The organism is Zavarzinella formosa DSM 19928 (assembly GCF_000255705.1).
GTDB lineage: Bacteria > Planctomycetota > Planctomycetia > Gemmatales > Gemmataceae > Zavarzinella > Zavarzinella formosa.
In genome coordinates this window covers 72,319-85,448 of record NZ_JH636440.1, presented here as the reverse complement: position 1 = coordinate 85,448, position 13,130 = coordinate 72,319, and the positions used below count along the sequence as shown (strand labels likewise).

11 protein-coding genes are annotated in these 13,130 nt (G+C 60.0%); 10 read left to right on the top strand and 1 reads right to left on the bottom strand.

Features of this window, described 5'->3' with window-relative positions; translation table 11 throughout:
- Positions 1-9: 9 nt before the first annotated feature.
- The 10 genes from BGIM_RS0110900 (at position 10) to BGIM_RS0110855 (ending at position 12,314) form a co-directional block, all read left to right on the top strand.
- Entirely contained in the window at positions 10-978 is a 969-nt protein-coding gene (locus BGIM_RS0110900) for a DUF4351 domain-containing protein (protein ID WP_020469815.1), read from the top strand.
- 37 nt (positions 979-1,015) lie between these two features.
- Positions 1,016-2,158: a glycosyltransferase gene (locus BGIM_RS49835; protein ID WP_052639765.1), complete on the top strand. Its 1,143-nt coding sequence runs from the start codon at positions 1,016-1,018 to the stop codon at positions 2,156-2,158.
- Positions 2,158-3,318, top strand: coding sequence for a glycosyltransferase family 4 protein (locus tag BGIM_RS0110890; protein WP_020469813.1), 1,161 nt, complete (start codon positions 2,158-2,160; stop codon positions 3,316-3,318). Before BGIM_RS49835 ends, BGIM_RS0110890 begins: the two co-directional genes overlap by 1 nt.
- Positions 3,315-4,244 carry an NAD-dependent epimerase/dehydratase family protein gene (locus tag BGIM_RS0110885; RefSeq protein WP_020469812.1) on the top strand — a complete coding sequence of 310 codons (930 nt, stop codon included), beginning with the start codon at positions 3,315-3,317 and terminating at the stop codon, positions 4,242-4,244. Before BGIM_RS0110890 ends, BGIM_RS0110885 begins: the two co-directional genes overlap by 4 nt.
- Positions 4,245-4,385: 141 nt before the next feature.
- On the top strand, positions 4,386-5,426 hold the full coding sequence (locus BGIM_RS0110880; protein ID WP_157368878.1) for a FemAB family XrtA/PEP-CTERM system-associated protein: 1,041 nt from the start codon (positions 4,386-4,388) through the stop codon (positions 5,424-5,426).
- Between the two features lie 80 nt (positions 5,427-5,506).
- Positions 5,507-5,962, top strand: a complete 456-nt coding sequence (locus tag BGIM_RS0110875) for a DMT family transporter (protein WP_020469810.1) — start codon at positions 5,507-5,509, stop codon at positions 5,960-5,962.
- 52 nt (positions 5,963-6,014) lie between these two features.
- On the top strand, positions 6,015-7,388 hold the full coding sequence (locus tag BGIM_RS0110870) for a zinc ribbon domain-containing protein (protein WP_020469809.1): 1,374 nt from the start codon (positions 6,015-6,017) through the stop codon (positions 7,386-7,388).
- A 102-nt stretch (positions 7,389-7,490) separates the two neighbouring features.
- Positions 7,491-8,462 (top strand): DUF1559 domain-containing protein, encoded by a 972-nt coding sequence (locus tag BGIM_RS0110865; RefSeq protein WP_020469808.1) that lies wholly within the window; start codon positions 7,491-7,493, stop codon positions 8,460-8,462.
- A 205-nt stretch (positions 8,463-8,667) separates the two neighbouring features.
- Positions 8,668-10,752: a YgiQ family radical SAM protein gene (locus tag BGIM_RS0110860; protein WP_020469807.1), complete on the top strand. Its 2,085-nt coding sequence runs from the start codon at positions 8,668-8,670 to the stop codon at positions 10,750-10,752.
- A gap of 272 nt (positions 10,753-11,024) precedes the next feature.
- Complete coding sequence (locus tag BGIM_RS0110855; protein ID WP_020469806.1) at positions 11,025-12,314, top strand: hypothetical protein; 1,290 nt, start codon at positions 11,025-11,027, stop codon at positions 12,312-12,314.
- A gap of 655 nt (positions 12,315-12,969) precedes the next feature.
- On the opposite strand, the gene BGIM_RS68255 is transcribed toward BGIM_RS0110855, so the two are convergent.
- Positions 12,970-13,130: helix-turn-helix domain-containing protein (locus BGIM_RS68255; protein ID WP_157369074.1), on the bottom strand; the 161-nt coding region annotated here is incomplete at its 5' end.

The window sequence follows — 13,130 nt, the reverse complement described above, 5'->3', positions numbered from 1 at the left end:
AGGATTCTCGTGGACCACGATCAATTCTTTAAAAGGCTGATGCGCCTGTTCTTGCGGGATTTCTTTGAGGTGTTCTTTCCCGCATGGGTCGGCCGATTTCGCTTTGACCAAGTGGAATGGCTCGAACAGGAAGTCTTCCCCGACCCGCCACACGGCGAAAAACTCGTGGTCGATGTTCTGGCGAAACTTCCTGTCATCCCCGGCGACCCGCCGAGGGAAAACGAACCCCGCGAGTCGGTGGCCCTTGTCCTGATTGAAACGGAGGGCTCAACTCGCCTCGCGGATTTTCGCCAGCGGATGTACGATTACACCACCGGAGCCGGCGACAAACTCGGGCTGGATGTGTTGCCCGTTGCCATCTTCCTGAACCTGCGAATGGAAGGCCGGAACACGGACGTGTTCGAGCGGTGGTTCTGGGAACGCCGCATCCTGACCTTCGAGTATGATTATGTCGCCCTGCCGGGCTTGCGGGCCGAGGATTATGCCCACCACCCCAACCCGCTGGCGGCCGCATGGTCCACGCTCATGAACATGGAGCGGGACCGCCGGGCCTTGGCGGCCGTCGAAGCGATGGACGTGATCGCCGCCAGCCCGCTGGATATTGAACGGAAACATTTACTGTTGGATTTCATCCAATCTTACGCCCCGCTGGAAGAAGACCAGAAACGAGATCTGAACGAACTCTTGATCGATCCGAAGCGAGAAAGGACACTGACCATGAAAAAGTTATGGAGCCAGGAAGTTCGAGAAGAAGCATTGGAGGAAGGACGCAGGGAAGGTCTTGAGCGGGGCATCGAGCAGGGTGTCGAAAGAGGGCAACGGGATTTCTTTCTTCGGATGTGTGTCAAGAAATTCTCCCAACTGCCGCCTGAGCAGGTGAGGCGAAAACTGGAGCAAATGAATCTTTCCCAAATCGACGAACTCGGGACAAAACTCCTGACCGCCAACACGCCCGAAGAACTTGGGCTGGCTGATTGATCCCGCTTTTCCCCGCCGGGTGTCCTACGTTAGCGGCATGAGCGTTCCGTTACTCGTTTTCGCGGACGATTGGGGGCGGCATCCCTCCAGTTGCCAGCACCTCATCCGGCAGTTGTTGCCCCGACATTCTGTCACTTGGGTCAACACCATCGGAACCCGCACGCCCCGGTTGGATCTCGACACGGTTCGCCGGGCGGCCGGGAAGTTTCGGCACTGGTTCCACCGGAAAGATGGGCCGGTTGCGGAGGCTTTGCCGCCGGGGTTGAGCGTCGCCCATCCCAAGATGTGGCCGTGGCTGACCCGAAAAATCGACCGCACCCTGAATCGTAAGCTACTCTTGCAGCAGCTTAATCCGGTTGTGCGGGCCATGCCGGATTTGCCGGTTGCCATCACGACGCTGCCGGTGGTCGCCGACCTGATGGGGCCGCTGCCGGTTCGCCGCTGGATCTACTATTGCGTGGACGACTTCAGCCAATGGCCGGGGCTCGACCGCAAAACGATGGGGCGGCTCGAAGAAACCGTGGTGGCCAAGGCCGAGCGGATCGTGGCCGTCAGCGAAAATCTGCGGACCCGCCTCCGGGCGATGGGCCGGGATTCGGATCTGCTGACCCACGGCGTGGACACGGAAATTTGGGCCAACACCGGCGAATTATTGCCGGAAATCGCCGGGTTGGAACGGCCATTGATTGTGTTTTGGGGCGTTGTGGATCGCCGGATGGACACCGCGTGGGTGCGGGAACTGTCCCGCGATCTGACATGCGGAACCATCGTGCTGGCCGGGCCAAACCAAGACCCGGACCCGGTGTTGAAGACATTGCCCCGTGTGAAAATCTTGGGGCCGCTGGCCTTCCGGCAACTGCCGACGCTTGCCCGCGAGGCGGCCGTGCTGGTGATGCCGTATGCGGATCAGCCCGTGACGCGGGCGATGCAACCGCTGAAATTGAAGGAATACCTCGCCACCGGCAAACCGGCCGTCGCCCGTGATTTGCCGGCGAACTTAGAATGGGCAGATGCCCTCGACTTGGTGGCCTCGCCAGCGGCGTTCAGCGCCTTGGTGCGCCGACGTCTGGAAACCGGCCTGCCCGCCGAACAAATGGCGGCCCGGACTCGCTTGAACTCGGAAAGCTGGGCCGCGAAAGCCCGGCGGTTTGCGGACTTGCTTCAACTGGACGATGCGTGATGACCGCCGTGCGAACCACGACGAAAAGCCCGGTGATCCTGGACACCCGCGTCCTCAGCGGGTCCGGGGGAGGGCCGGACAAAACGCTCATCAATTCGCCGCGTTATCTCGATCCGGTCGGCTACCGGATGATTTGCGCTTATCTGCATGATCCAGACGACGCGGGGTTTCAAACGCTGCGGCAAAAGGCCCTCAAGAAGAACGTCGAGCTTGTTTCCGTCGCCGACCGGGGGGCACTGGATTGGAAAGTCGTCCCCCGCATGTTGGAAGTCTGCCGGAAATTTCGCGTGGATGTCTGGCACGGGCATGATTACAAGACAAACGCCCTTGGCCTCGTGTTGAAACGCTTCCACCCGATGAGGCTAATCACCACGTTGCATGGTTGGGTGCATCACACCGGCCGAACGCCGTTGTATTACATGATCGACCGGCTCACCCTGCGGCATTACGAAAAGGTTATCTGTGTGTCAGATGATCTTGTCGCCGCCTGCCGCAAGTCCGGCGTTCCCGGTTCGCGGTGCGAATTGCTCGAAAACGGCATCGATTTAGGGGACTATCGCCGCACAAAGACTCCGGCCGACGCCCGGCAAGCGCTGGATTTCCCCAACCGGCTCACCATCGGAGCGGCCGGCCGGTTGTCGGCCGAAAAGGGATTCGACCTGCTCATCCGGGCCGTCGATCAACTCATCAAAAACGGCCGGGATGTGCAATTGCTCATCGCCGGTGAGGGGGTGGAGAAGGACAACCTGTCCAAGCTCGTCGGCGAACTCGGACAGGGGGACCGCATCCGGTTGCTCGGCTATCGTTCCGATTTGACCGCCCTTTACGAAACAATGGATGTTTATGCGTTGAGCAGTTTCCGCGAGGGGCTGCCCAATGTGCTGCTGGAGGCGATGGCCATGCGCGTGCCCGTGATATCCACGGCCGTCAACGGCATCCCCCGGCTGATCTCTCATGGGGAATCCGGCGAATTGACGGAAGCCGGGTCCGTTCCCGCCTTGGCCGCGAGCCTTGACCGGGTGGTCGCCGACGAACATTTGCGAAACCATTATGCCGACGCGGCCCGAAAGACCGTGGAAACCCGCTACAGTTTTGCCGTGCGAATGGGTAAGCTAGCCCGTATGTACGACAAGATGAACTTACGCGGGGATCGGTCATGAAGTGTGTCGTCACCGGGGCGGCCGGCTTCATTGGCTCCCACTTGTGCGAACGATTGTTGGAATCGGGCCACGAGGTCACGGGCATTGATTGCTTCGTGCCCTATTACCCGAAACCGTTCAAGGAACGAAACCTGACCGGATTGAAGCCCCGTCCGCATTTTCGTTTCCTGTCGGCTGATCTGCGAACCGATTCGCTGGCCGAGGCGACCGACGGGGCCGAGGTGATCTATCACCTCGCCGCCATGCCGGGCCTGGAGAAAAGTTGGACGGATTTCGACGGCTACCAAAGCTGCAACGTGACCGCCACACAACGACTGTTGGAAGCCGTGCGCAAATCGCCATCTTTGAAGCGATTCGTGTACGGATCCACATCGTCCGTTTACGGCAAATTCGCCTCCGGGGATGAGACGATGCCGACTCGGCCTGTCTCCCCCTACGGCGTCACCAAACTGGCGGGCGAGCATCTCGCCAAAGCTTACTTGGACACCTTCGGCACCCCCGTGGTGGCCCTGCGGTTCTTCTCCGTGTATGGTCCCCGGCAACGGCCGGACATGGCTTACAACATCTTCATCCGGGCCTTGCTGACGGGTGAGCCGATCACCATCTTCGGCGACGGCGAACAAGTTCGCGGCAACACCTTTGTGCTGGATTGCGCGAGCGCCGTGATGGCGGCCGCCGAGGCGAAGATCGGCGAGATCTACAACGTCGGCGGCGGCGAGGCCGTCAGCATCCGCGAGGTGCTGGCCAAGCTCGAACGCATTTCCGGCAAACGGTTCACCGTGAATCATCAAGCCGCCCGCGCCGGCGATCAAAAATCCACGCTCGCGGACACGACGAAACTCCGCACCGAATTGAATTGGGAACCAAAAACGCCGCTCGACGCGGGTCTAAAGGCCCAGTTTGAGTGGCAGGCGAACGGCGGGTGAATTTCGAGTTCCAAGTTTCGAGTTCCAACTTCCAAGTTAGAAGACAGATGTTTGGAACATGGAAGTTGGAACTTGAAACTTGGAACTCGAAATTCACCCGCGAACGACCGAACACCGCTGATTGACCCCGGATATGCGCCGATGAACATTAACCTTCTTTCCGGTTCCTCCCTCGCCGATGCGATTCCCCGGCTCACAAAATATGCCTGCGCGGGAGCGAGGTCGCATCCGTCGCGGAATCCGATGTGGATGTATGTCCTCAAAGAAGGTCTGGGGCATGTGCCGTATGCGCTGGAGGCCGTTGATGGCGGGCGCACCGTTGGCTATCTGCCGTTGGTTTTTGTTCGCAGCACGTTGTTCGGCCGTTTTTTGGTCAGCCTTCCTTATTTGAACACCGGCGGCGTGATCGCGGACACCGACGACGCGAAGGCGGATTTGATTTCGCAGGCCGTGGAGTTGGGCAACCGTCTTCGCACGCGGCATGTGGAACTTCGGCATGAAGTTCCGGTCACGCACGCCAGTTTGAATGGCACGCGCGGCAGTAAGGTCCACATGCGGCTGGAGTTGCCGTCGTTCCCCGGCCCGTTGTGGGAGAGTTTCCCCGCCAAGGTCCGCAATCAGGTTCGCAAGGGGGAGAAAAGCGGGCTGACCACTCATTGGGGCACATTCGATTTGCTCCCCGAGTTTTACCAAGTGTTCAGCACGAACATGCGTGACCTCGGTACGCCGGTATACAGCCAAAACCTGTTCCGCTCGATGCTTCGCCACTTCCGGGGCCATGCGGAACTGTGCGTCCTGCGACATGAGGGAATCGCCGTCTCCGGGGCCGTTCTGGTTCACGGCAAAGGCATCACCGAAGTGCCAAGCGCCTCGACGCTGCGGTCGGCCAACAACCTCTCGGCCAACATGCTGATGTACTGGAATCTGTTGGATCGAACGGTCCAGCGCGGCCAGAGCGTCTTCGACTTCGGCCGGGCGACGAAGGACGGCAACACCTACAAGTTCAAGAAACAATGGGGAGCCGTCGAAAGCCCGGCGGTCTGGCAATACGCCCTGCATGGAGCCGCCGCCAATCTGCGAACAGACAACCCGACCTATGCCAAAATCATCAAACTCTGGCAGCGACTGCCGGTACCGGTGACCCGCATGATCGGCCCGGCGATTGTGCGAGGGATTCCCTGATCGGTCTTCTCAATCATTCCAGCTCGGGTTGCCAACCCCGGCAAGGAGTCTGTTCGCTTTCATATCCCTAAAACAACCCGATGAACTGGAACATTCTCTACGCCATGATGGCGGCCGCCGCCGGGTCGTTTATCGCCCTTCAGGCGTCGGCCAACAGCATGTTTCGCCGCAATCTGGCGCTCACGGAACCGTGGTACGCCGCCTTCTTCTCCATCTGTGGCACATTCATCACGGCTGTCGTGCTGATGCTGACCTTTCGCCCGTCCCCGCCGGACATGGAGGCGGTGCGGTCCACGCAATGGTGGAACTGGATCGGCGGCCCGCTGGGGGCGATGATCGTCCTCGCCGGGGCGGCCCTGACGGAGAAGCTCGGGGCGGCCGCGTTCATCGCCCTCGTGGTGGGGGGCCAGTTAATGTGCGCGATGATTCTCGACCACTTCGCCCTGATGGGCCTCTCGGAGCAACCAATCACTTGGGGGCGAATCGCCGGGGCCTTGCTGGTGGTCGCGGGGGTGGGGTGCATCAAGTACCTGTAAACGCGCGGGGTCCGGCTATAATTTCTGTGTGAACCAAGGAGGCCCGGTCGACATGGCGAATCTGTTCCCCTGCCCGAATACCCAATGCGGCTACCAGTTCGACGCGGACATGCTTCCGGCGGCGGCGATGGTCACCTGCCCGCTGTGCCGGACACGCTTCCCCTATCGGGCGGCGCGTCCCGTGCCCGCCGCCGTCGTGGAGGATCAAACCAGCGGGGACGCCCCGCCGCCGATGACATCCCGCGTGGTCAATGTGCGCAGCCAGCCGAAGTCCGGCGGCATTCTCATCACCATGCTGTGGATCGTCGGATCCGGTTTGTTGATGCTGGGAGTGCTGTACTGGATGCACAAATTAAGCACTCAACAACCCAACCGGGGCCGGTCCCAAGAGATCAATCTGGAGCGGATGAATATCCGCATGGACCCGTTCCCGCCTGGCTGGGAAGAGGACATGAAACCTCGCGAGGGGATGGAGTTGAATGTCTTCGCCCGCAAGCGGTCCAGCCCGGACGGGTGGATCGGCTTGTTTGCGGAAGACTTCAAGGACCGCAACCCGCGGGCCGGCGAGATGAAAGACCGGATGCTGAGCCGGCTGAAAAACTACGGCCGAAACATGAACTTTGTCGAGCTCTCCGATGCCAAGTGGCTCGGCCAGCCGGGACAGGCTTACCAATTCCAGGGCGATTTCAACGACTCCCCCGTTCTCGGCGAATGCGTGGCCGTTTCCCACAAGGGCATCGGCTACATCTTTTACGCCTGGGCGACGGACCGCGACTGGGAAGCCGTGAAAGGGGAATTGCTGGAGATGCGGGGCCGGGTGAAACTCGCCAATTACCGCGACAAATGGACGGAGGAGAAGTCGAACACGAAAGTTTACACCAATCAAAAACCGGCCTACACCATTGAGGACATGGACGCCGCCTGGCAGATGGCTGCCGTGGTCGAGGAAGGGATGCCTTCAAAGAAGACAGATTACAACGTCGATCCGAAGGAAATCGACCCGGCCGCCAGTTTCGCCTTCCGGGCGAAGTTCCAAATCAAAGTCGGCGGGGACACCCGGCAAATCCCGGCCGAGGCCAAGGCGCTGGTCGTGGAGTTGCCGCAGGGGGGCGACCCGTTGGAAACGATCAAGAAACATGTGATCGAGCGTATCAAGAAGGATTACGCCAATGATCCCCCCGAGATCAAACTGGAACCGCTGGCCAAATCCCCGGCGAATATCTCGCTGCCAAACAGCGGCCCCCAAATGGCCCGCCTTCTCTTCATCGATCCGCTCAACAAAGAAGACAGACACATGTACATCATCTCGGCGATCAATGTGGAAGGCATGACCGTCGGCATCGAAACGGATGTGCTGGAACGCAACGGCAGTTATGTGGAAGAATGGATGGTTCACTTGGCGGGATCGCTAAAAGCCGGGAAGTGAACAATTTCTAGTTTTTGGTTTCTGGTTGAAAACCAATCGCGTGCTTTGGCACGGTTGATGCTCGGTATTGGCTAGAAACCGAAAACCAGAAACCAGAAACTCATGCGAAATGACATCACCTCAAACAACAAGAGAAGGCTGGCTTTCACCCTGATTGAATTGTTGGTGGTGATTGCGATTATCGCCATTCTGATCGGGCTGCTGTTGCCGGCCGTGCAGAAAATCCGCGAGGCCGCCAACCGGATGAGTTGCGCAAACAACCTCAAACAACTTGGCTTGGCGCTTCATAATTATCACGACACCAACTCGGCCCTCCCCTCCGGCCGAGGGGCGCCAACCCCGCAAATTTTCTCCCCGCAGGCGTATCTCCTGCCGTTCATCGAACAAGACCCCCTCGGCAAACTGATTGACTTCACGGCCCCGCCCGCCGATTTCACCATCCCTCCGTCCGCTATGTACGACGGCACGAGAAATCTCCCGGCCGCCTCCGGGGTGGTCAAACTCTTCCAATGCCCCTCGGACAGCGTGGCCGGACGCGTTCCCGGTTCGACCTATGGAGGTGCCAACTATGCCGGCAACGCCGGAAGCGGCCTTGCCGATGGCAATCTGACCGGCGCGGATGGCCTGTTCTTCCTTGGCTCCCAAATTCGCTTTGCCGATATCTCGGACGGCTTGAGCCAAACCGCCGCCTTCTCCGAACGCCCTCTCGGCCCCGGCGCGTCTGGTCAGGGCGATATCCCTCGCGGCGTGTGGGAACTTCCCAACACCTCTTCCCCGACGGCCGCCAACTGTAACGCCACGACGACCGGGACATGGAACCTGCAACGCGGTGAAAAATGGATTCTCGGCAACTACGGCAACACACTCTACAACCATGCTCTTTTGCCCAACGCCCCGGAACGCGACTGCATGACCGCCACCCAGCAAAAAGCCCGCATGACCGCCCGCAGCCGCCACCCCGGCGGGGTGATGATGTTGAGAGCCGACGGCAGCGTGAACTTCGTCCGCGACAGCGTCACGCTGGTTGTCTGGCAGGCGCTGGCCACCCGCGCAGGCGGGGAGACAGGGGAGTGAATATTGCTTGCTCCCGGTTGCCATCGTGTCGATCCAATCAAGAGCCCCGTTGCGTCAGCGACGGGGGTAGCTTCCTGTGTGTGAAAACTACCCCCGCCGCTGACGCAGCGGGGCTCTTGATTCGACTCATCTGACGGTCATTCCCGCATTTCCACTCTTGTATCCGCTATAATCTCCCTTTTGCCCTCTGAGACGCACCGCACGGATGAGCAACCGGAAACCTTTGTCGCTGCCGCTCTGGAACGAGCAGTACGCCGCCCCGTTCGCCCCGACGACCTTTCAAGAGATGAAGGATCGCGGCTGGGACTGCGTGGATGTCGTCTTCGTCACCGGGGATGCCTACGTCGATCACCCCAGTTTTGCGATGGCCATCCTGCACCGTGTGCTGGAAAAGGCCGGGTTCCGCGTCGCCATTCTCAGCCAGCCGGATTGGAAGACCGTCGAGCCGTGGCGGCAGTTCGGCAAGCCCCGGCTGTTCTTCGCCGTCAGCGCCGGGAACATGGATTCCCTGATCAATCATTACACGGCCAACAAAAAGGTCCGCAACGACGACGCCTACTCCCCCGGCGGCAAGATCGGCCTGCGCCCCGACCGGGCGACCCTCCCCTACAGCCAGCGCTGCCGCGAAGCTTATCCGGGCGTCCCCGTGATCGCCGGAGGCGTGGAAGCCAGCCTGCGCCGACTCGCCCATTACGACTATTGGAGCGACACCGTTCGCCGGTCGATCCTGATGGACGCGAAGGCCGACATCGTCGCCTACGGGATGGGCGAGGCCAACATCATCGAAATCGCCCGCCGCTTGCAGGCCGGGCAGACGGTCAAAGACCTCCGCGATCTGCGAGGCGTCGCCTACGCGCTGGGGGGACGGGAAAGCCAGGAGCAATTCGGCCCGGAAAGCCAGCCAACGGCGTTCGAGACGCAGACACCCACCGTGGTGATTCCGAGTCATGAGGAAGTGAAGGCCGACAAAGCCAAGTTCGTCGAGGCCACGCGGCTGATCCATCAGAACACGAATCCGTTCAACGCGGCCCGGTTGGTGCAGTTTCATGACAAGCAGGCGGTCGTCGTCAATCCTCCGGCGTTTCCGCTCTCCGAGCCGGAGATGGACGAGATTTTCGACCTCCCCTATACCCGTCGGGCGCACCCGAGTTACAAGGAACCCGTCCCCGCCCACGAGATGATCAAGGACTCCGTCACGATCATGCGGGGTTGTTTCGGCGGCTGCACGTTTTGCAGCATCACGGCCCACCAAGGCCGGATTATCCAGTCGCGTTCGCCGGAATCGATCGTCAAGGAAGTCCGCAAGATGTCGGCCGACCCGGACTTCAAAGGGGTCATCAGCGATGTCGGCGGCGCGACGGCGAACATGTACCAGATGCGCTGCACCCGGCCGGACGTGGAGGCCAAGTGCAAACGCCTCTCCTGCGTTCACCCGACGGTGTGCAAGCTGCTCGGCACCGATCACGGCCCGGTGATCGACCTCATGAAAAAGGTGCGTGAAGAGGACGGCATCCGCAAGGTGTTCGTCTCCTCCGGCATCCGCATGGACCTCGCCCAACTCTCGCCGGAATACGTGCGGGAACTTGCGGAACACCACGTCGGCGGCCGACTCAAAGTGGCCCCGGAACACACCTCGCCGGACGTGCTGGCCCTGATGAAAAAGCCCAGCATCGACAACTTCGGCCTCTTCGCCAAACAATTCAAAGAAGCCTCGACCGCCGCCGGGAAGCCCAAGCAATTCTTGGTGCCCTACTTCATCGCCAGTCACCCCGGCAGCGGCCTCCCGGAAATGATCGACCTGGCCGTCTACCTCAAACGCAACGGCTACCGCCCCGACCAAGTCCAAGATTTCATCCCCGCCCCCTTCGACATCGCCACCTGCATGTGGTACACCGGCGTGGACCCGATGACGGGGAAGCCGGTCCCCATCGCCAAAGGCATGCGAGACCGGAAATCCCAACGGGCGTTGATGCAGTTCTTCAAACCCGCGAATTACTTCGAGGTGCGTGATGCGTTGATTGAGGCAGGCCGGGCTGACCTCATCGGAAACGGGTGTGACGCCCTCATCCCGGCTCAACCGCCGAAGGAAGCAATTGAGGCCCGGCGGCGGCAAGCCAACGGGGCGGTCCAAGGGGACCATTACCACACGGTCGCCAACCCAGCCAAGGGAGAGCCAGCGGGCGAGCGAGGGGCGGAGTCAGTGAAATCGAAGGGCTACCGGCCAAACCGGAAATCGGCGAAGCGTCGGCCGGGGAAGAAAAAGGGCGACGGGGCAGATCAGCAACGATAACTAATGGCTCGTCAACTTGGGACGCAATGCAGCATCGGTCGATGTAACCGACGCATGCAATGCGACGGCACTTGATCGCAGCTATCCTCACCGAGTTGGAGTAGCTCTCGGTCATCCAAGGCAACTGGGACTTGGGTGGCGGTCCACAAACCGTTGTGACAGATGCGAACCTCGCCGTCGCGTTTTACATCTAACATTTCAACCAGGCTTGTCGAAATCACGTCGGATTCGCCTCTTCTTCTGGTGTGATCCCTGGCTTTGGAGATTGCCAATTGGGCGCGAATGCATCTGAATCGTTTCTCCACTCGCTTGCACAACGCACATTCCTGAAGCTTTGGTCGGTGCCCAATCCGTTCCGAACCGCCGGGAAGGAAATCTCCGATCTCGTAATTGTCTTCGGAGATGACATCGTGATTTTCTCGGACAAGGCATGCGAGTTCCGCTCCCGGTCGGATCTCCAAACCGCATGGGGGCGGTGGCGGCGAGAGGCAATCGACGGCAGTGTGGCGCAGCTCTCAGGGGCTTTTCGGCGTCTCTCGGGCAGTGATGCCACCATTTTCCTCGATGCGAAGGGTGAGAGCCGGCTACCGTATCCCTTGCCGCCGCGTGAACGTCGACGCTTTCACTTGGTGGCGATCGCTCGCCCCAGCGAGGATCCTGCGACGCTTCCGCATGAATGGCATCACTTGACCTGTGTGAGCGAGGTCTCCGGCATCCCTTTTGAAGTCGAGCCTATTCGAATCGGCGAATTGCCGGTTCACGTATTCGACGGCCAAGCTATCGACCTTCTCCTAACTATGTTGGACACTGCGCCGGACTTCATCGCTTACCTCGAAGGACGGGCAGAGGCCTTAGCGACAAGCGCAAGCTACCGCTTCGTGGAAGAGGATCTCCTCGCCATATCGATCCAAAACTGGGCTGCTGGCTCCGGGCTATCGCCTGCGGTTCCAGCACTAACGTCCGTGGTCAAAGGCCGCTGGGCAGAGTATCAGAAAAGTGGCCGAGCGGGGCGAAGCACCGCACTCAACACAAACAGCCGCACAGTTGACAGAATTATTGAGCACTTTCACGAAGTTTTCGAGCAGCAGCTTTATGTGAACGAGAGCGCGCCGGGCATTCTAGAACACGAGCATGCCTTGCGTTTACTCGCGGCCGAAAGCCGCTTCTCGCGGAGGATGGTCGTAACGCCGTTGTACGACATTCTCCAAGAACACAATCAATCAGTGCCCTGGACGTCAACCGTGCCGTCACCGAGGGAGCCAAGCCTACGCTACCTCTGGCTCATTTATCCCGACCCACCACTGGGGATGGATCCAGATAGCTTTGTCCGGCTTGTTGATGCCCAGCTTCGTCACCAAACCCTCGTCATATGCGGCGAATTCAGACCCAGCGTAGTAGTCGCGGTAGCACTGCCGAACGGCAAGGGCAATGAGAATGTCGTCATCATGCGCGTCTTCGATGGCTCCAATTGGACCGATGACGACCGTCGTGAGGCCCAACGTCTCAAGGAAATGGGATTGTTTGGAAGTATGACCGCAACCGATTACCTCCACAGGCCGTAAACACCAAGCCTATCGCGGCCATCCCATGCGTGGTCATTCAGTAGACGACATCTCGAGGTGGGCCGCGTTCAGGCAGGGTCTCAATTTCTTGAGCCTTTGTTGGCTTGGAACCATTCCACGTGCGAAACGGTCAGGTCCTGGACAGCGCGGGCTCGTTTCTACGTCGGTCCGACACACGAATGGCACTTAGTTAAGGGTGAGGGCTGAAATTGCCTTCACACTGGGTAATCCGGGAGGCTGTTTTTAAGGCCGAATTGCTTCCCAAATTACCCAATGTGAACCAGCTTTTCATGTCTCACCCTTAACTAAGTGCCATTCGTCCGACACACCGAAGCGTTCTTGCTAGCCGAGGTCGGGAAGCCTTGGGTGTTCATAGACGGGGTTGTAAAAAGGTGGGTGGTGTTCGATGGCAGAATATTCGTTCGGCTTGGACCGAAAGACCATAAAGGCGAGGCCGCTGGCGAGCGCGGGGCTGAGCCGCTGAAGTCGAAGGGCTATCGGCCAAACCGAAAGTCGGCCAAGCGGCGGCTCCGGAAGAAGAATCACGGCGGAGCAGATCCGCAACCGTAATGATGTCCCTGTTGGAAAAAGCAGTCACCCGGCAGCGACGGAAAATGAAAAGGGAAAAGAAGCCCGGCCCGTGACTCTTCGTGTCTCACTCCCCGGTTCGCAATTGACGCTGTGACCGGTATTCGCCCGGGGTGACGCCCAGTTCGCGACGGAACACCTCGTACAACCGCTGGATGGTGCCGAAGCCGGCATCGCGGGCGATGGCGGCGAGCGCCCGGTTGCCCTGGGCCAGTTCCCGCTTGGCCC